Source organism: Achromobacter insolitus (assembly GCF_002209555.1).
Classification (GTDB): domain Bacteria; phylum Pseudomonadota; class Gammaproteobacteria; order Burkholderiales; family Burkholderiaceae_B; genus Achromobacter; species Achromobacter insolitus.
Window position 1 is genome coordinate 191,842 of the sequence record NZ_NJIF01000006.1, and the last position, 19,038, is coordinate 210,879.

Consider the following 19,038-nt stretch of genomic DNA (forward strand, 5'->3'; position numbering starts at 1 on the left):
CAGGTTGAGAGAGTGCTTTTGAATATTCCGGCTATGCGGCGGTAGGCTCGGCGGCTTGCAGCAAGGATTTGCGGGCGGCCAGGGCTGCCAGCCCCCTGTTCAGGTCGGCTATCAGATCCTCGGGGTCTTCCAGGCCCACGTGCAAGCGCACCGCTTTGCCTGTGTACGGCCAGCGCGCCCCATGGTGCTTTCCCGGCGTGAACGGAATGGCCAGGCTTTCATATCCGCCCCATGACACGCCAATGCCGAAATGCTGCAAGGCATCGACGAAGGCAGCCACGGACTCATCCTCGCTTGCGCGCAGCACGACCGTGAACAAGCCGCTGGCGCCCCTGAAATCCCGCTTCCAGAGAGCATGGCCAGGATGCGAGGGCAAGGCGGGGTGCACCACCGCCTCGACCTCCGCCTGCTGCTCCAGCCACTGCGCGACGCGCAGCCCGGACGCCCAGTGCCGTTGCAAACGCACGCCCATGGTGCGCAGCCCGCGCAGTGCAAGATAGATATCGTCGGGCCCCGCGGTCTGGCCCATGTATTGCGTCGTCTTCTTGACTTGCGCCCAAGTGGCCTCATTGCAGGTAACCACGCCCAGCATGGCGTCCGAATGGCCCACGATGTACTTCGTCGCCGCGTGGATGGACACGTCGACGCCGTGCTCGAACGGCTTGAAGAACAAGGGCGTTGCCCACGTGTTGTCCATGACGACAAATGCGCCGTGGGCATGCGCAACGGCGGTGATGGCCGGAATATCCTGGATTTCGAGGGTTTCGGAGCCCGGCGACTCGACATACACGACCCGCGTATTGGAGCGCATGACAGACTCGATGTTCTTGCCGCGGCCCGGATCGTAGACCTCCACCTCGACGCCGAGCCGGCTGAGCACGTGGTCCAGGAATGAACGCGTGGGCGAATAGGCGCTGTATGTCACCAGCACATGATCGCCCGCCGAAAGCAGCGCGGTCAGCGTCGTGACTATGGCTGCCAGCCCGGAGGGAAACGCGAGCGATCGGTGTCCGCCTTCCAGCGCCGCAATGGCTTCCTCGAACGCATGCGTGGTGGCGGTTCCGTAGCGGCCGTAGGTGGTGGCTCCCGGCTCTTCCGCGGCGCGAGCACGCTTCATTTCTTCCCACTCCGCCATCGAACCCGCAAGAATGGTGGATGCTCGGCAGATCGGCGTGTTCACCAGGCCGCCGAATCGCTCCGGATGCCGTCCGACTGTGACCAGTTGAGTATCTTCCTTCATGACTTTCAATCTCCAAGAATGGGCGGCCTGAACACGGTCAATTGCCGCTGATGTTCTGGAGTAGTCTAGGAGCGGGTCCGGAGAAAACTTTTCGATTCTGAGTTCCCGGACGTCCGAAAAAGAGAATATTTATCTCCGCCTCCGGCAATGCAGGCATGGCTTAAAGGTAGTCCAGCGGGAGCGCCGTGGTGTACTTGATTTCTTCCATTGCAAAACTCGAGCTGACGTCGAAAAGCTCTGCAACCTGGATGAGTTTCTTGTAGACCAGATCGAACCCGGCGATATCCGGCGCCACCACCTTCAGGAGATAGTCGGTATCGCCACTCAAGCGATAAAACTCCACCACCTCGGGCATATCCTTCACGCCGAGCGAGAATTTCCGCAACCACTGCAGGTCGTGGCATCCCGTCTTTATCGACACGAACACCGTCACGCCAAGGCCGGCCTTGCAACGGTCCAGCAGGCAGACCTGCCGCCGGATGAGGCCGGATTCCAGCATGTGCTGGATGCGCTTCCAGCACGCCGTCGGCGAGAGATGCACTCGCTCGGCGATGTCGTTGTTCGACAGACGTGCATCATTCTGGAGAAACTCGAGGATGCTGCGATCTTTCTTGTCCATAGCGTTGAGCTGCGATCAGCTATTTGACTTAGCCGCGCGGCAAGGCGCTCGGGGACCGGCCCCAAAATGCGGCATCACATCCGACCACCGCAATGCAATACACGGCGGTCAACCTGGAACCCATTTTATGTACGGAATACCGTCGCAACGATACAATTCATAGGCTTAAACTTATAACTATATTTATAAGTTGACCGCCTACAGGAGTAGCCATGAAAGAGGTCAATCTCACCCTCACACAGACCTTTTTCCTCGCGGCCCAGGAAGGCACGTACTCGGCGGCCGCTCGCCGGCTGAACATTTCCTACCAGTCCGTGGCCAACCACATCCGGCGTCTAGAACAGCGCGTCGGCGAGAAACTCATCGTCGCCAAGCGCGGCGCCAAGTCCATCTCGCTCACGCCCCGCGGCACCAGTCTCTATCGGCTGCTCGAGCCCGAGTTCGATGCCATGCTGACGCGGCTCGGCAGCCTGATCGACAAGGAACGGCCGGTCATTCGTATCGGCATGCCGCAGGCGATTTTCTTCTACCTGCTTCCGCCCGTGCTGACGGCGTTCCGAAAATTCCACCCCAATGTTGAAATCGTCGGCTACGAACGTGATGTGTCGTTGCCGGACCTGATACACAGCGGTTCGCTGGACGTCTGCCTGAGCGAACGCTACTTCGGCAACACCGTCATGTCGCAACGGGTGGTCTGCCACTATCGGCCGGCGCTGGTATGCCCTGCCGGCTGGCCGCTGCCAGCCACCGAAGCCGCGGTACCCAAGTGGGCTCTCGGAAGGCCGCTCATCACCTATGAACCGGGGCAGATGTTGCGCAACATGGCATTGGAGTATCTGTCGATCGACAATGAGCGGCCCCGGGTCGTCGTGTCGACGTCGACCAGCGCAAGCGCCAAACGATGCGTCGACGAAGGCCTGGGCTTCGCCTTGCTGCCCACCTGGTGCATAGAGGAAACCGACAGCCGCATCCAGTGCGTCGCCCTGACCAATACCCCGAAGATTCCCATTTACTTCGGCGAGGCTACGTATCTGCGTTCCAATCCCTTCGTTCAATCGATGTACAGGCTTTGCCTGGATGTGCTGGCGAAATCCGTCGAAGAACGCGCGAACCGTTGCAAGCCTCTCAAGGCGCGCAAAGCGACTGCGCGCCCCGCGGCCGCCATACGTTGACCTGAAGTTTTTTTCCTATTGCGGCAGAGGGGACCGATAAAAGGAAATAATTTTTCCTGTCGCGTCTCTTACGCTTGCGAAAGTTCACCGCTTCGCAATCGCAACCGGCCTCCAGGTCGATCAAGAAATAGGAACCCATGAAGATCCTCGTCCTAGGCGCCGGCGTGGTCGGAATCTCCACGGCCTATTACCTGACCCGCGCGGGCCACGAGGTGGACGTCGTGGAACGCCACCCCGGCGCGGCGATGGAAACCAGCTTTGGCAACGCCGGGGGACTATGCCCCAGCTTTGCCGCGCCGTGGGCAGCGCCTGGAATGCCAATCAAAGTGTTGAAGATGGCATTGAAGGCCGATGCGCCCGTCCGCTACTCGCTTTGGCCCGAACTCGCAAGACTGCGCTGGACGCGCCTGTGGCTCAAAGAGTGCAATGCGCCACGATTCCGGGTCAACAAATTGCGCATGCAGCGCGTGGCGCACTACAGCCTCGCATGCCTGCGGGAACTCATGGCGGAAACCGGCATCGCATTCGACTTTCACGCCGACGGCGTCCTGCAGCTTTTCCAGACCAAGGCAGAATGCCAGTACGGCGATATTGCGGCCAGCGCCCTCAAAGAATTGGGCATCGCCCACCATCGGTTGGACAGGCATGGCGCGATCGCCGTGGAACCCGCCTTGCGGGACGCGACGATCAACATCGAAGGCGCGCTTCATCTGCCGTCCGACGCGTCGGGCGACAGCCATCTCTTCTGCCAGGCAATGACGGCATGGCTGCGGAACGCCGGGGTGCGATTTCACTTTGGGACCGAGGTCAGGCGTTTGCTGAAAGAAGGCGGCCGCATCGTTGGAGCGGAAACTTCAGCCGGCGCGCTCAAAGCGGAAGCGACCGTCGTCGCCATGGGCAATCAGGCGCCCGCGCTTGTCGCCCCCCTGGGGATCAAGCTGCCGGTGTACCCGCTCAAGGGATTTTCCATCACGGTGCCCGTGATAGACGGCGAGCAGGCGCCGAACATGTCGGTGATGGATGAACACAACAAGATCATGGTTTCCCGCTTGGGCAACAGAATCCGCGCCGCCGGCATGGCAGAACTGGTCGGCCACGATCTGTCGCTGGATCCGGGCCGCAAAGCCGTGCTGGTCCGTGCCGTGCGCAACATGTTTCCAAACGGCGTCGACTACGAAAACGCCAAATTCTGGGCGGGCCTGCGTCCCATGACACCGGACGGCCCGCCGATTCTGGGCCTGTCGGGCTGGGACGGGCTGTTTCTCAACAGCGGACATGGGTCGAATGGATGGACACAGGCTTGCGGCACGTCCCGCGTGGTTGCGGACCTCGTGTGCGGACGCAAACCCGCAATCGATCTGGAAGGGCTTACCATCGGCCGCTTCAGCTAGACCCGCCCCGCCACCGGCGCGGAATGGATGGCGGCCCCTGCCAGCCCTGCTTCTAGAGCTGATCCAGCCTCAGTCGTTCCACCAGGTGATCGACAAACGCGCGCACCTTGGCGGGAGGGAGTCTGTTCTCCTGCCACAACGCGTGAATAGGCACTGGCTTGGGTTCGAAATCCTCGAGTATGGTTTCCACCTGGCCCGCATCCAGCAAGTGTTTGATCTGCCACAGCGGCGAATAGCCGATGCCCAGCCCGGCGCTGACGGCGCGGTAGATTGCCGCCATCGTATTGGTACGGAAGGGACCGCGGACTCCCACCGCGCGCCGCTTGCCGTCAATCTGGAAAACCCATTGGCCGGGATGTTGATCGACGGTCCTGACAATGCAGGCGTGCTGGCGCAATTCCGACGGATGCGAGGGGCGGCCATGCTGCTCGAAGTAGGACCTCGCGCCGAATACGACCCGCCGCAAGGTTCCCAGCTGCCTTCCCTGCAAGCCTGAATCGGGCAGGTCGGCAATACGCACCACTAGGTCCAGGCCAGCACTGGACAGATCGGTAAACGAATCCGTCAGTTGCAGGTCGACTTCAACTTGTGGATAGGCTTGCATGTATTGCGCGATGACCGGAACCAGGAAGTCCGGACCGAACAGGATCGGCGCTCCCACGCGCAACAGGCCGGACGGCGCCGTCCGGCGATCGGCGACCTCAAGCCGCGCCTCGCCGATCTCCGCTACCGCCGGCTTCACACGCAAGAAGAATGTCTCCCCGGCTTCGCTGAGCGCGCAATGCCGGGTACTGCGGTGTACGAGCTGAACGCCGACATCCTGTTCCAGCGCAGCCAGGGAGCGGCTGACAGCTTGCAGCGAACGGTTGAGAAGGCGCGCAGCCTTTGTCAGGCTCCCGGTTTCAGCGATATGGATAAAGGCTTCAAGGTCTTCGAGGCGGCTCATTATTATCTCGAATAACGTGATTTAGATTCACATTTTGCACTTATTGTTTCGACAATACCGAGAATCTACACTGCCCTCGATCGTTCATCCATCCCGAGGAGAAACCAGTGGGCAGCGCTCAACCCATCGTTCTGGTCGTTGGGGCCACCGGCAAATTTGCAAGCCTGGTGGTTCCCGAATTACTGCGGCGCAAGGTCGCAATCCGGGCTCTCGTGCGCGATGCGGCGCGGGCAGCGGTTGCCCGCTCGCTCGGAGCGAGTGAGGTGGCCATCGGCGACCTCCGCAATATCCACAGTCTTGCCGAGGCAACGCGCGGCGTAGATGGCATTTTTCATATCGGCCCCGCGTTTACTGCGGACGAAGCCGCGATGGGCGTGGCGCTGGTTGCCGCGGCACAACGCAACGGCGTGCGGAAATTTGTCTTTTCGTCCGTCATCCAGCCGACGAACACGCGCCTTGCCAATCACGCCAGCAAGATACCCGTAGAGGACGCCCTATACGCGTCACGGCTGGAATATACGATCCTGCATCCTGCCAATTTCATGCAGAACATAGGCTTGGCCTGGCCATCCATCCGTGACCATTCCTGCTTCGGCGAGCCTTTTCCCAATGACGCAAGAATCGCGCGCGTGGACTACCGGGATGTCGCGGAGGTCGCCGCGATCGCATTGACGGAAGACCGGCTTGCCTTCGCCACGCTGGAGTTGTGCGCCGGCATGTTCGACCGCATGGACATCGTAGCCGCCTTGTCGGACGCGCTGGGTTATCCGGTCACTGCACGGCAGCCTGAATTCAACGCATGGGCGGCCAACGCCCGTCTGCCTTATGGCGACGAGCAGATCGTGTTGCTGTCAAAAGTGTTCGATCACTACCGGGCCGTTGGACTAGGGGGCAACAGCCTCGCCTTGACGGCCGCGCTCGAACGGGAACCGCGCTCGCTCCGCGCGTACATCAAAGACCTGGTCGCGGAGAAAAAATCTGCCCGCCAGGATAAGGATCATTGAAATGCCAAAACTCCCTCAAGGCTATGCCCGCTTTCTCATGCCACTGGTACTTTCAGTGTTCATGTCGGCCATTGTTTCGGCTGTGGCGACCGCCACAAGCGTCGGCGTGGGCGCCGATTTTGTCCTCAGTTGGCCCAATGCCTGGGGCGCCTCGTGGATCGTCGCGTTTCCTAGCCTGCTACTCCTGCTGCCCGTCGTGCGCCGGTTCGTCGCCTGGATGGTCGTCCAGGCATAGCGCCGCCCCCGGCCCCGAGGAGGCCTCGCCCCCGCTATCCCGCGGCGGGCCAGGCAAGCATGGCGGCGTCGATGATCACATTCAGCTTGTCCACGGAGGCGCCGTCACGGGCCTGAATGGAAAGCCCTTCGAGAACGGTGGTGTAAAAGGCCGCGAGCTGGCCGACATCCGCCGAGGAATCAAGGTCTCCCGCTGCAATACCTTGCGCAAGGCGGTCTCTCAGCATCGTTTCGCCGTTCAAGCGGTTTTCGGCAAGAAACGCGCGCACGCTCTCGTTCTCGGGAGCGCCAAGCAAGGATGACAATACGATCATGCAGCCGCGCGGCCCCTCTTCGACGACATAGGCTCGCGCGTTGGCTCGCAACATGGTCTCGACGGCTTCGCGGGCTGTGCCGGCCTTGGCAAGGCTCTGCGACGTCGCACGGCCCTCGATGCGATCGTAAAGCTCGACGGCTTCACGGAAGATCTCTTCCTTGCAACCAAAGGTGGAATACAGGCTGGGCTTGTTGACGCCCATGGCTGCGACCAGGTCCTGGATCGACGTGCCTTCATAGCCTTGCGTCCAGAAGGTTCGCATGGCGGCAAGCAAAGCCGCGTCCCTGTCAAATTCCCTGGGCCGGCCGATTTTCGGCGCTGGCGCCGATTTTGTTTTGCCACCGATACTCACGATTCAATTATCCGCAGACCCGCTACGCCTATCCCTATCAGCCCCAGGAACAGCAGCTTGGCCGATGACATGTGCTCGCCGAGCAGCAATGCGCCGAAAGCAGCCACGCCAAAGGCGCCAATACCCACCCAAATGGCATATGCGGTGCCAACGGGCAGATGCTTGAGGGCCAAGCCGAGCAGGACCAGGCTTAGCATTGCAACACTAACACCGATCACGCTGGGCCAAAACCTCGTCAATCCGTCAGCCTGCTTGAGCGCCAATGCCCAGACGATTTCGAGCATGCCGGCCAGTGCCAATAGTCCCCAGGCCATCTGAATCCTCACTGTTGTCCGCTTCGGCCAGCGGCTTGCGTTTGGTCCCTGCGCCGCTACGCTGTGAAGCCACCATCAATGGCCAGCGCAGATCCCGTGATGAACTGACTCTCGGCCGCTGCAAGATATGCAACGGCTGCCGCGATTTCCTCGGGTTTGGCGTATCGCTTGATCGCCATGAGTTCCAGTTCGGCCGCGACCGTCGGGCCGTCGGCCGGATTCATGTCGGTGTCGGTCGACCCTGGATCGACAATGTTTACCGTGATGCCGCGCGCCCCCACCTCGCGCGCCAGCCCCTTGGTAAAGCCGATCAGCGCGGATTTGCTCATCGCATAGAGCGTCACCCCACCATAGGGCACGCGCTGCGCAAAGCACGAGCCGATCGAGATAATGCGCCCGCCGCAACCCATGTGGGCAAGTGCCGCTTGAGAGGCCACGTACACCGCTGCGGCGTGGATCGCCAACGTATCGTTGATCTCCTGCAGCGTGGCGTCCTCGATAGGTCCTGAAGGAAATACGCCCGCGCTGTTGACGAGTATGTCCAGCCGGCCGAACTCCCTGGCGGTCTGATCCACCGCTGCGCGGACCGCAGCCATATCACGGCTATCCGCCTTGACGCCGAGGACCCGGCCCCCGGTGCCGCCCAGCTCCTGGACCAGGTCTCTGGCCGCCTGCTCCGACCTGGCGTAAGTAAAGGCCACATCCGCCCCCCTTTGCGCCAAGCGCCGCACGATAGCTGCGCCAATGCCACGCGTCCCTCCCGTGACCAGAGCAACCTTGCCTTGGAATTCCATCTTGACGCCCCTTTTATACCGATCGGTTAAAAATAGGCTACGTGAACTGGCATTCGCCGTCAAGACTTGCCATGCAAGCTGGGAAAAAAGGCCGGAAGCTGGCGTTGCCCTCTGCGCAGAACCGGTCAGGCACTGTGATTGCTGACGCGCAAGGCCCACGCCCACAGATCGATCCGCATCCCGAGGAGGCCCACATGACCGCGCATGTCCAGCACCGCCGCATCCGCGTCGACAACATCGACACCTTCTACCGCACAGCGGGCCGGCCGGACGCGCCCGCCATCCTGCTGCCGCACGGATATCCCTGTTCTTCCTACGAATTCCGCAACCTGATGCCCCGCCTGGCGGACCGCTGGCTCCTGGTCGCACCCGATTACCCCGGTGCGGGCTACAGCGCCACCCCCGATGGCTTTAATTACAGTTTCGATGGCTATGCGGTCTTCCTGGATCGTTTCGTCAAAACGCTGGGCCTGGACCGCTTTGCGCTCTACCTGCACGACTTCGGCTCACCCATCGGGGCGCGATTGGCCATGCTGGCGCCACACCGGGTGACCGCGCTGATCATCCAGAACGGCGACGTGCCATACGAAGACGCCTTGGGCCCCAAGTACGCGGACATCGAGGCCACCTGGGCGTTGCCGCCAGCGGAAATGCGCCTGGCCATTGGCGACAGCATTACCGAAGCGAGTTTTCAGGAAGAGTTCCTGAACCATGTCCGGCCAGACATCGCCGAGAGAATTTCGCCAGACCTATGGACGCTGCACTGGTCACTGATGACGGCACGCCGCAAGGAGGTTGCCATCGACCTGATCGCCGGGCTGAAACAAAACCGGTTCTGGTTCGCGCAGCACCGGCAATACCTGGCCAAACACCAACCGCCGACACTGATAGTCTGGGGCCCGCAAGACCATTACATGCCCGAAGCCTCGGCCCGCGCGTATCTGCGCGACCTGCCGGATGCGGAGCTCCACCTGCTGGACGGCGGCCATTGGTTGTTGGAGACGCATCTGGATGAGGTGGCCACGCTGATACGGACATTCCTGCAACGGGTGCATGCTGCCGGCGCGAGTGGCCACAACGCGTGAATCAGCCGCCCGCCGCACCGTTTCGTGGTGGCGTTCCAGCCCCGGCCATGCGCCTACTGTGCCGGTGACAGCTTGGCCGCCTTGGCCGCCGCCGCGTACATCGGAATCTCCTGGGCCATGGTATCTGCCAGGGTTTTCGATGCGCTGCCTACGGGATCGATCCCCAGTTCCAGCAGGCGCTCCGCCACGGCGGGATCGCGCACGGCGGCGGACACGGTGGCCTGCAGCTTCTCGATGACGGCCGGCGGCGTGCCCGCAGGAGCGTACAGGGACGACCAGAACGACATCGCGAAGTCCGGCGCTCCGGATTCGCTCACGGTAGGAACGTCAGGCAACAAGGTGAAGCGCTTCGCCCCCGTAACAGCCAACGCCTTCAACCGGCCGCTGCGGATCTGAGGCAGCACGGCCGCGGTATCGATCAACGCAAAGTCGATCTCATTGGCCAGCAATGCCGCGACCACGGCGGAGTTCCCTTTGTAGTTGACGACCTCCGTCGCCAGGCCGACACGCTTGGCGAAAATTTCGGTGGCAAGCTGGAAGGAGTTCGCGCCCGAGCCTGCAAACAATGGCTTGCCGCCCTTCTTTCCCTGGCCGACCAGATCCGCCACCGAGCGCGCCGAGCTTTCCGCCTTGACGGTGAGGATCATGGGAATGTCCCCAACCAGGGAGATCGGCGCAAAATCTGCGACGGGATCGTAGTCCAGGTTGTTGTAGATGGCCGGATTCACGGTCATGCCGCTGCTTGGCCCCACCAGCAAGGTGTAGCCGTCCGGCTCTGCCCGCTTGACGGCGCCGATGGCAATAGCGCCGCTGGCGCCGGGCCGGTTCTCCACGATGAAGGGCTGGCCCAGGCGGCGCTGGAATTGCTCGGCCATCAGGCGGGCAAGGATATCGTTGCCGCCACCTGGCGCGAAACCCACGATCATGCGCACGGGCCGCGCCGGATATTCTTGCGCAGCCGCATGACAGGCTGACACCGCGAGCAAAGCACCCATCCAAATAGACAAAAGCCGTTTCATGCCACGCTCCATTCGTTGAACATAGTGCGCCGTTACTGGGGAATGCACGGATGGCCCATTCTCCACCGCCTCGCTACATTGCGCATGACCCAACGTGCCAGCCAATGCCGCTGGCAGCGACAGCACGCGACGGACCCCGGAGCCGAGATGGCACCTGAATGGCACAACTGGAGCACCCTCGATCACGGCCAGCACGCCCTGGCGTTCTGGCAGGACGCGGTCTGCGCCGGCGTGCTCGACTCCGAATTCCGCGCCGAACCGGACGCCGGCTTCGCCGGCACGATGTCGAGCCAGAACCGCGCGGGGGTCCGGCTGGTGAACTTCGCAAGCTCCCCGCACATGATCCGGCGCTCCCAGCGGCAAGTCAGCCGTCTCAATGGCGATCACCTCATGCTCAGCCTGCAATTGCAGGGCAGCGCCGTGATGGCCCAAGGTGACGAGCAGCTGTGCCTGAGGCCGGGAGAATTCGGGCTGCTCGATACCGGATCCGCGTTCGACATCACGTTTCCCGAAGCGACCTCGCGCCGGCTGGTCCTGCTGCCGCGCCACGCCTTGAGCGCGCGCGCTCCTGGCCTGCGGCGGCTGCGCGCTCCGGCGAGCCTGCCGGCCGACATGCCGTTCGCGCCCGTGCTGGCCGAAACCATGCGCTTGCTGACAGACACCGGCGTCAAGCTGCAAGACCGAACCGTCGACACGCTGCTGAATACCGTCATCGAGATCGTCGCCCTGCATTGCGCAGCCATCACGGACGCCGCGGCGCCCCCCTCTACCGAACTGAGTTTCGTCGGCATCAAGCGCCACATCGATACGACGATCGCCGATCCTGGCCTGTCGCCCGCGACGGTAGCCGCCGCGTGCCGCATTTCGGTCCGCACCCTGCACCGCCTGTTCGCTCGGCACGCCCAGCTGTCATTCGAGGCGTACGTGGTCCAGGCCCGCCTGGCGCTCGCGCATGAACTGCTGGCGGCCGGCAAGACCCGTACAGTCAGCGAGGCCGCCTTCGCCTGCGGCTTCAACAATCTCTCCCACTTCACGCGGCGGTTCTCCGAGCGCTACGGCGAATTGCCCGTCAATCTCCTCAAGCTGGGGCAGACGCGCAACTGACGCCCTGGGCGGCGTCCGCTGGCGCGCTGGGCACAGCCCGGCATTCCTGGTGGCGACAGAATGAGCTTCATCCCGGCCCCGGCCGGCAAGCCTCAGTCGCCCCATGCCCAAGACCATTACCATCCACCGCCAGGAATCCGTCCGCGCCGCCGCCGAGAGTTGCGTGCATTTCGGCTTCTGCACCGCAGTCTGCCCGACCTATGTGCTCGATGGCGAAGAGCTTGACTCGCCCCGCGGCCGAATCGCATTGGCCCGCGAGATGCTGGACAGCAATGATGCGCCCAGTCCCGCCGCCGTGCGGCATCTGGACCGCTGCCTGTCCTGCCTGTCATGCGAGACCACTTGCGCGGCCGGCGTCTCGTACCACGCCATCATCGACGGCGCGCGCGAACACATCGAGAAAGCCAAGGTTCGTCCGCTGACACAGCGTTTGCTGCGCACTGCGCTGGCTCGCATCCTGACGACGCCCACGTTGCTGCGCCCCGCCGCGGCCATGGGCCGCTTGCTGCGCGGCGCCATGGGCCGCCTGGGCGGGCCGCTGGGCGCCTTGGCCTCGCTGTCCGCCGCCCCCGCCCTCGCAGCGCTCGCACCGCGAACCGTAGCGGCCCCGCAGCCGCCCGCCAACCCGACGCGCCGCGTGGCGCTGCTGGACGGCTGTGCCCAATCTGTGCTCGGCGCCGAAATCAATGCTTCCGCCACACGCCTGCTCACGCGCGCGGGCATCGAGGTCGTCAACGTGCCCGGCGTACAGTGCTGCGGCGCGCTCGAACTGCACATGGGACGGCGCGAGGCCGCCACCCGGCATATGGAACAGGCGGTCCGCAGTTGGTCGGCCGCGTTGGAAGCCGGACACATCGACAGCATCATCAGCACCACTTCAGGCTGCGGTTCGGTGATAAAGCGCTATGAGGAATTGCTGTCAGACCGTCCTGCCCTCTCGGCCCAGGTACGCAGAGTGGTCGAAGCCACCCAGGACATCACGCAGATTGCCGCCGGCCTGCCGCTGACCGCCACCGGCGCGGCGCTACGCCTGGCCGTTGCTTATCACGACTCCTGTTCGCTCAAGCATGGCCTCAAGATCGAGCGGCCGCCGCGCAGAGCGCTGGGCAAGCTGGGGATCGAGGTGCGCGACATCGCGGAATCGCATCTGTGCTGTGGCTCGGCAGGCACCTACAACATCCTCGAACCCGCCATTTCAGACCGCCTGGGACAACGCAAGGCGGCCCACGCCTCGGCCAGCCAGCCAGACGTAATCGCCGCCGGCAACATGGGATGCCTCGTGCAGATCTCGCGCTACACGCCAGTGCCCGTAGCCCATACGGTCCAGTTACTGGACTGGGCCACGGGCGGCCCGCCCCCCCGCGGCCTGGAGAACTTCCAGCCCCCGCCGCCGCTGGCGGCAGACGCTCCAACGCCGGCGGCCACGCCGGTTCCAACAACCGCCGGCAGCGGCGATCTTCTGTGGTGAACGACGAATGCCCTCCAATGACCCTATCGTAGATTTCGCCAATGCGGCCGCGGCCGAGCTAGGCGCGGACGCCATCACATTGGGCGAGGACGTCCTCGGCCGTTACGGCGAACATACGCTGCCCGGCGCCGACGTGCGGCCCGGGGCGGTCGCCTACCCGGACTCGACCGAGGCGGTGCAGACGCTGGTGCGACTGGCGAATCGCTTCCGGGTTCAGCTCTATCCCATCAGCAATGGCCAGAACATCGGCCTGGGCACCCGCTCGCCCATTCGTCCCGGCCAGGTGGTGGTGGACATGGGACGACGCATGAACCGCATCCTGGAAGTCAACGAAACGCTGGGCTATTGCGTGCTTGAGCCCGGTGTGAGTTTTCGCGCCATGCACGACGAGTTGCGACGCCGGGAAAGCAAGCTGATGATCTCGCCGACGGCAGGCCCCTCGCAGGGCAGCATCCTCGCAAACGCGCTGGACAAAGGCGGCGGCAGCGGCGCCTACGCCGATCACTTCGGCATGAGCTGCGGCATGGAGGTCGTGCTGGGAAATGGCGACGTGATCCGCACTGGCGACGGCAGCCTGACCGGTTCCTCGCATCCCAACTGGCATGTTTCCAAATACAGCTTCGGCCCGACACTGGACGGCTTGTTCTCTCAATCCAACTTCGGCATCGTTACCCGCATGGGCATGTGGCTCATGCCCCGACCGCCGCATATCGAACCCTTCTTCTTCACCTTCCCCGACGACGAAGATCTGGGCGAGATCGTTGAACGCATCCGCCCGCTGAAGCTGAGCAATTTTGTACCGACGCTGATCCGCGCCACCAATGACCTGTATCTCCTGTCCTCGGCGGCCACCCATCCGGAATATGCAGCCAACGGGGGCAAGCGCGCGCTGTCCGACGAAGGCCGTGCCGCCCTGAGACGGCAGTATGGCCTGGGATCGTGGACCGTATCGGGGGCTGTGTACGGCGCCAGCCGCGCCGCCGTCCAGCCGCAGATCGACCGCATCGCCCAGCACTTCCTGGCCTCGGGCAAAGGACGCCAGATCCCCATGGAGGAAGCGGAAGACATCGGCCCGCTGCACATCGCCATCAATTCCAACACCGGCGTGCCGACCGACAGCGAATTGAAGATGCTGGGCTGGCGTCCGGGCGGCGGCGCGATCTGGCTGTCGGCGGGATCGCCTGTCGCTGGTGACATCGTCAACGCCCTGCAGGCGCAGGCGCGCAGCATTTGCCAGGACCACGGGCTGGAGTACCTGTTGTCCAACGTGTGCGGCGCGCGATTCGCCCGCGCCATCCACGCGATCATCTACAACCGCGAAGACCCCGACGAGGCCGCCCGCGCGGACGCCTGCTACCGGGCGCTGGGCAAGCTGTTCGCCGATCGCGGCATCTTCGTGGGCCGCGCACCCACCATGTACCACGGGTTCCACCAGGCCCAACGCATGCCGGAAGTGGTGCGCGCCTGCGCGTCGATCAAATCCGCCCTGGACCCGAACGGGGTCATCGCTCCTGGCAAATACGGCATCGAATGAGGTGGGGTGCCCGGGATCGCAGCATCCCGGGCGCGCGGGCCGGGGCGCACCTTTGAATGCACATGTGACAGATGCCGTCAGGCAAAATAGCTGAACGTTTCACTCCAAACAGAGCCCGGTGAGACCTGGAGATGAGAGTGATTTCGCGCATGCCTGGCCCTTCTCCATGGTGTATGATTCACCTCTTTCTTGCGAATGCGAATTACTTTCGTTCGCAGCACCTAGACAGAGGGGCCCCACCGCCGCGGGCTTGAACAGGAATGAAGGCTGACGGATACGGTGCGGCACCGTCGATGGACGTGATCTACGGCGATCACCACGAATGGCTCCAAGGGTGGCTGCGACGCCGTCTGGGCAATGCGGCGGACGCCGCCGACCTGGCCCATGACGCCTTCCTGCGCCTGCTCAGCAAGCCGGCCTCGCAGGGATTCAAGAGTTTCCCGGAAGCGCGCGGCTATTTGCGCGCCATGGCCAATGGCTTATGCGCCGACTTATGGCGCCGCCGTGAAGTCGAACAGGCATGGCTGGACACACTGGCCGCGCGCCCCGAATCGTTCGAGCCCTCTCCCGAGCAGCGCGCGTTGATCATCGAAGCGTTGATGGAGATCGGCACGCTGCTGAGCCGCTTGCCGCACAAGGCCGCCACCGCCTTCATCATGGCACAGGTGGACGGCGTGCCTTACCGCGACATCGCCCAGACGCTCGGTGTGTCGGAACGCATGATCCAGAAGTACATTGCTCAAGGCATGTTGCAGTGCGCATTGATCGATGCGGGGCTGGGCAGGTAGACGGATGGGGCTGCCGTCAAGAAACCTGCCGGCCGACAGCGGCGCCGCGCCCTCGTCGGGAAGCGCGCTGAAAGCCGATTTCGACAGCCTGCAACAGGCCGCCGATTGGTTTGCCTTGCTGCGCGCGGATGGCGTGACCGATCAGGACCGGACCGCATGGCAGGCCTGGCTGCGCGAACGTGCCGAGCATGCGACCGCGTGGCGTCACATCGAAGCCGTCAGCCAGCGGTTCGAGCCGCTGCGTCCAGGCGGGGCCAAGGCTGCGCTGGCAGGCGCAGCCGTGGCGCGCAAGGGCGCGCTGAAGCGGCGCCAACTGCTGGGCAGCAGCGCCATCGCCCTCGGCACGAGCGTATTGGGCTGGCTGGGGTGGCGCTATACACCGCTGCGCGATCAGGCGCTGGCGTTTACGGCAGACTACGCCACGGGCACGGGAGAGCGGCGCGCCCTGCTGCTGGCAGACGGATCGAGAATATGGTTGAACGCCCGAAGCGCGCTGGACGTTGATTACCGCGACTCGGCGCGGTGTTTGATACTGCGGGCGGGCGAGATCCTGGTCGAAACGGCACGTGACCGCGCGCAACGGCCGTTCTATGTCGAATCCCGCTTTGGACACATGCAGGCATTGGGCACGCGCTTCAGCGTGCGCCAGACGGAAAGCCAGATCCAGCTGGACGTCTACGACGGCGAAGTGGCGGTACGCAACCACGCCGGCGCGTCGGTGAATGTAACGGCAGGCGGCCAAGCCCGCTTCGACGCCGACCTCATCGTGTCCACCGCGAGCGCCGACCCCGCCCGCGAAGCGTGGAGCCGAGGCGTGGTGGTCGCCGACAACCTGCCCCTGAAAGTGCTCGTCAATGAACTCGGGCGCTACCGCAAGGGCTATCTGGGCGTGGCGCCGGAAGTCGCCGACCTGCTCGTCATGGGCGTATTCCCCGCCGACGACTCCGACCGCGCGTTGGACATGCTGGAACGCAATCTGCCCGTGCGCGTGCAAAGGCCGCTGCCGTGGTGGACATCGATCGTCGCGCGCTGACAAGATTTTTTTTGAAAATCAGTTCGGGTTTTTGAATCTCATCCGATTTACGGAATGAGAGAAGATCAGATCGACGCGTCGATGACCTCCCTCTCGCTGCCCACCACCACGCCTTGAGGGACTTCCGCCTTATGCTTCGCCGCCGTACCCGCTTCTGCGCCGACCGCGCGCCCAACACTACCCCGCGTCTTGCTGTGCGGCCCCTGGCGCTCACACTGCACCTGGCCGTTGCCGGCCTGATCGGCGGCGCGGCGGCCTGGGCGCCGACGGCGCAGGCACAAGCCAACGAGGTCCGCGACTACGCCATCCCGGCCGGGCCCTTGACCGCCGCACTGAATCAACTGGCCGCGGACGCCGGCGTATTCCTGACCGCGCCCGGCGCGCTCACGCAAGGCAAGACCACCGCCGGCCTGCAAGGCCGCTACCACGTGCAGCCCGCCTTTCAGACGCTGCTCCTGGGTTCCGGCCTGCAAGCCGTCCGGCAGGCAGACAACACGTACACGCTGCGCGCGGATGGCGCCAACGCGAATGCGGCGACAGTTCTGGAACCGGTCGCCGTGTTCGGCGACTTCGACGCCCCCGCCAGCGAAGGCACAGGCAGCTACACGGTGCCGGTCAGCAGCACCGCGACGAAGATGAATCTGTCCATCAAGGAAACGCCGCAGTCGATCAGCATAATCACTCGGCAGCAGATCGAGGATCAGCAGCTCAACAGCATGACCGCCGTGCTGAATCAGACGCCGGGCATCACCATGTCGCAGGACGGCGGCGAACGCTTCAACATCTATTCGCGCGGCAGCGCCATGGATACCTATCAATTGGATGGCGTGACCACCACCCAGGTGAACCAGTCGCGCACCATGCCCAGCACGTTGCTCGACATGGCGCTGTACGACCGCGTGGAAGTGGTGCGCGGCGCCACCGGCCTGATGACGGGCGCCGGCAGCCCGAGCGGTACCGTCAACCTGATCCGCAAGCGGCCCACGCACGAATTCCAGGCTTACGCACAGGTGGGAGCCGGCTCATGGGACCTGTATCGCGCTGAAGCCGATATCTCGGGCCCCTTGGGCAGCAACGGGAAATTGCGTGGCCGACTGGTGGCCGCGAAGCAGGACAACCATACTTTCATGGACGCCTACACCCAGGACAAGGACGTCCTGTACGGCGTGGTCGAAGCCGACCTGACGGATACCACGCTGCTGCGTTTCGGCATCGACCACCAGCGGTACAAGGCGACGGGCGCGCCCGGTGTCCCCTTGATCTTCACCAATGGCCAGCAGACGGACTTCACGCGCTCGACGAGTTCGGGCGCGCGCTGGATGTACGACGAGTTCAAGACCACCAATTACACCGCGGCCTTCGAACAGGCCTTGGCGCATGACTGGCAGTTCAAGGTCGCCGCCAACTACATGGACGTGGAACGTTCCAATTTGAACGGCTCGTATCGGGTAGGGTCGGGCCGCTCATTCCTGGACCAGGCCACGGGCAACGCGGGCATGCTGGCCTACCGGGCTGGCGCGACGCAAACCCAGACCGGCGTGGACGTCACGATCCAGGGTCCCTTCGAGCTGGGCGGACGGACGCATGAATTCATTGCGGGCTTCAACTTCCAGAACTACGAGAACAAGCACAAAGGCTGGGACGTGGGCGTCTCCACGGTCGATTTCTACACCTGGGGCAACAACATGGCGAGGCCGGGCGACACCGGCACCGTAGGTGAGATCTTCAATGTGAAGTCGCGCCAGAGCGGCAGCTATGCCGCATTCCGCCTTAACCCCATCGATGACGTGCATCTGATTCTGGGCGCGCGGCGGTCCGACTACAACTACGATTATCACTATGAGAGCCCGACCGACAATTTCCTGCAAACCTACACCATGCGCGCGCGCGGTGAGATCACTCCCTACGCCGGCATCGTCTACGACCTGACGCCCGAGCAATCGGTCTACGCCAGCTACACCGACATCTTCCAGCCGCAATCCTCCCAGGACCGCAATGGCAACGTACTCGACCCCATCGTGGGCAAGAACTATGAGATGGGCTGGAAAGGGGAATTCCTTAACGGTCGCCTGAATACCAGCGTGGCGATATACCGGTCCCAGAAGGACAACGTCGCTGAGCTGGATCCGGGCTACACGGTACCGGGTACGGAAAACGCGGCGTACCGCGCGGCCAAAGGCGCCAGAACGACAGGTATCGACCTGGAAGTGGCCGGTGAAATCCGGCCGGGCTGGAACATGCATGCGGGCTTCAGCCACGCAAAAAGCGAAGACGCGCAAGGCGCGCAATTGCTGACCCAGCTGCCGGTCAACACATTGCGCCTGTGGACCACGTACCGGCTGGGCGGAACCTGGAACGGGCTGACGGTAGGTGGCGGCCTGGACTGGACGTCGAAGACTTCGTTGTACTTCAGCCGCTATGACAGCACGGTCAAGCAGGACGCGTACACGGTGGTCAACCTGATGGCGCGCTACCAGTTCAACAAGAAGCTGGCGGCAACGTTGAACGTCAATAACCTGTTCGACAAATCCTACTACCAGGGCATCGGCGGCAGCTACGGGCATTACGGCTCGCCACGGTTCGCGAGCGTGACGCTGCGCTACGATTTTTGACCGGCCGGGACGT

18 protein-coding genes are annotated in these 19,038 nt (G+C 63.4%); 11 read left to right on the forward strand and 7 right to left on the reverse strand.

The window, feature by feature from the left end; translation table 11 throughout:
- Positions 1 to 31 precede the first annotated feature (31 nt).
- Together metC and CEY08_RS20080 are read right to left on the reverse strand one after the other, a co-directional pair.
- Positions 32 to 1,240, reverse strand: a complete 1,209-nt coding sequence (gene metC, locus CEY08_RS20075) for a cystathionine beta-lyase (RefSeq protein WP_076815390.1) — start codon at positions 1,238 to 1,240, stop codon at positions 32 to 34.
- A gap of 160 nt (positions 1,241 to 1,400) precedes the next feature.
- The gene (locus CEY08_RS20080; RefSeq protein WP_042795046.1) at positions 1,401 to 1,859 is read right to left on the reverse strand and encodes an Lrp/AsnC family transcriptional regulator; all 459 of its coding nucleotides are present in this window, start codon (positions 1,857 to 1,859) and stop codon (positions 1,401 to 1,403) included.
- A gap of 212 nt (positions 1,860 to 2,071) precedes the next feature.
- Here CEY08_RS20080 and CEY08_RS20085 point away from each other — a divergent pair, with 212 nt between their 5' ends.
- Together CEY08_RS20085 and CEY08_RS20090 are read left to right on the forward strand one after the other, a co-directional pair.
- On the forward strand, positions 2,072 to 3,031 hold the full coding sequence (locus tag CEY08_RS20085) for a LysR family transcriptional regulator (protein WP_076815392.1): 960 nt from the start codon (positions 2,072 to 2,074) through the stop codon (positions 3,029 to 3,031).
- A 137-nt stretch (positions 3,032 to 3,168) separates the two neighbouring features.
- Positions 3,169 to 4,422 (forward strand): D-amino acid dehydrogenase, encoded by a 1,254-nt coding sequence (locus CEY08_RS20090; protein WP_063642758.1) that lies wholly within the window; start codon positions 3,169 to 3,171, stop codon positions 4,420 to 4,422.
- A 52-nt stretch (positions 4,423 to 4,474) separates the two neighbouring features.
- Here the strand turns inward: CEY08_RS20090 and CEY08_RS20095 are convergent, their stop codons facing one another.
- Positions 4,475 to 5,368, reverse strand: a complete 894-nt coding sequence (locus CEY08_RS20095; RefSeq protein ID WP_076815394.1) for a LysR family transcriptional regulator — start codon at positions 5,366 to 5,368, stop codon at positions 4,475 to 4,477.
- A gap of 107 nt (positions 5,369 to 5,475) precedes the next feature.
- Between CEY08_RS20095 and CEY08_RS20100 the strand changes: the two genes are divergently transcribed.
- The gene (locus CEY08_RS20100) at positions 5,476 to 6,372 is read left to right on the forward strand and encodes an NmrA family NAD(P)-binding protein (RefSeq protein WP_076815396.1); all 897 of its coding nucleotides are present in this window, start codon (positions 5,476 to 5,478) and stop codon (positions 6,370 to 6,372) included.
- 1 nt (position 6,373) lies between these two features.
- A complete protein-coding gene (locus CEY08_RS20105) occupies positions 6,374 to 6,607 on the forward strand; it encodes a DUF2798 domain-containing protein (RefSeq protein WP_084738601.1) in 234 nt (77 codons plus the stop codon).
- 34 nt (positions 6,608 to 6,641) lie between these two features.
- Here the strand turns inward: CEY08_RS20105 and CEY08_RS20110 are convergent, their stop codons facing one another.
- The 3 genes from CEY08_RS20110 to CEY08_RS20120 are packed head-to-tail and all read right to left on the reverse strand — an operon-like array spanning position 6,642 to position 8,382.
- Positions 6,642 to 7,274 carry a TetR/AcrR family transcriptional regulator gene (locus CEY08_RS20110; protein WP_076815400.1) on the reverse strand — a complete coding sequence of 211 codons (633 nt, stop codon included), beginning with the start codon at positions 7,272 to 7,274 and terminating at the stop codon, positions 6,642 to 6,644.
- A complete protein-coding gene (locus CEY08_RS20115) occupies positions 7,271 to 7,588 on the reverse strand; it encodes a DMT family transporter (RefSeq protein WP_042795052.1) in 318 nt (105 codons plus the stop codon). The genes CEY08_RS20110 and CEY08_RS20115 overlap by 4 nt, the downstream gene beginning before the upstream one ends.
- Positions 7,589 to 7,644: 56 nt before the next feature.
- Positions 7,645 to 8,382 (reverse strand): SDR family oxidoreductase, encoded by a 738-nt coding sequence (locus CEY08_RS20120; protein WP_076815402.1) that lies wholly within the window; start codon positions 8,380 to 8,382, stop codon positions 7,645 to 7,647.
- 194 nt (positions 8,383 to 8,576) lie between these two features.
- Here CEY08_RS20120 and CEY08_RS20125 point away from each other — a divergent pair, with 194 nt between their 5' ends.
- Positions 8,577 to 9,467 carry an alpha/beta fold hydrolase gene (locus CEY08_RS20125; protein ID WP_076815404.1) on the forward strand — a complete coding sequence of 297 codons (891 nt, stop codon included), beginning with the start codon at positions 8,577 to 8,579 and terminating at the stop codon, positions 9,465 to 9,467.
- A gap of 53 nt (positions 9,468 to 9,520) precedes the next feature.
- Here the strand turns inward: CEY08_RS20125 and CEY08_RS20130 are convergent, their stop codons facing one another.
- Positions 9,521 to 10,393: a Bug family tripartite tricarboxylate transporter substrate binding protein gene (locus CEY08_RS20130; RefSeq protein ID WP_232033863.1), complete on the reverse strand. Its 873-nt coding sequence runs from the start codon at positions 10,391 to 10,393 to the stop codon at positions 9,521 to 9,523.
- Between the two features lie 240 nt (positions 10,394 to 10,633).
- On the opposite strand from CEY08_RS20130, the gene CEY08_RS20135 reads away from it, so the two are divergent.
- The 6 genes from CEY08_RS20135 to CEY08_RS20160 all read left to right on the forward strand — a co-directional run bounded on the left by CEY08_RS20135 (position 10,634) and on the right by CEY08_RS20160 (position 19,025).
- Positions 10,634 to 11,590 carry a helix-turn-helix domain-containing protein gene (locus tag CEY08_RS20135; protein ID WP_063642762.1) on the forward strand — a complete coding sequence of 319 codons (957 nt, stop codon included), beginning with the start codon at positions 10,634 to 10,636 and terminating at the stop codon, positions 11,588 to 11,590.
- A gap of 103 nt (positions 11,591 to 11,693) precedes the next feature.
- Positions 11,694 to 13,058: a glycolate oxidase subunit GlcF gene (glcF, locus tag CEY08_RS20140; protein ID WP_076815409.1), complete on the forward strand. Its 1,365-nt coding sequence runs from the start codon at positions 11,694 to 11,696 to the stop codon at positions 13,056 to 13,058.
- 7 nt (positions 13,059 to 13,065) lie between these two features.
- Entirely contained in the window at positions 13,066 to 14,592 is a 1,527-nt protein-coding gene (locus CEY08_RS20145; RefSeq protein WP_076815411.1) for an FAD-binding oxidoreductase, read from the forward strand.
- Between the two features lie 260 nt (positions 14,593 to 14,852).
- On the forward strand, positions 14,853 to 15,380 hold the full coding sequence (locus CEY08_RS20150; RefSeq protein WP_063642765.1) for a sigma-70 family RNA polymerase sigma factor: 528 nt from the start codon (positions 14,853 to 14,855) through the stop codon (positions 15,378 to 15,380).
- A gap of 4 nt (positions 15,381 to 15,384) precedes the next feature.
- Positions 15,385 to 16,413, forward strand: coding sequence for a FecR domain-containing protein (locus CEY08_RS20155; protein ID WP_084738602.1), 1,029 nt, complete (start codon positions 15,385 to 15,387; stop codon positions 16,411 to 16,413).
- Positions 16,414 to 16,544: 131 nt separating this feature from the next.
- The gene (locus CEY08_RS20160; RefSeq protein WP_076815414.1) at positions 16,545 to 19,025 is read left to right on the forward strand and encodes a TonB-dependent siderophore receptor; all 2,481 of its coding nucleotides are present in this window, start codon (positions 16,545 to 16,547) and stop codon (positions 19,023 to 19,025) included.
- Positions 19,026 to 19,038 lie beyond the last annotated feature (13 nt).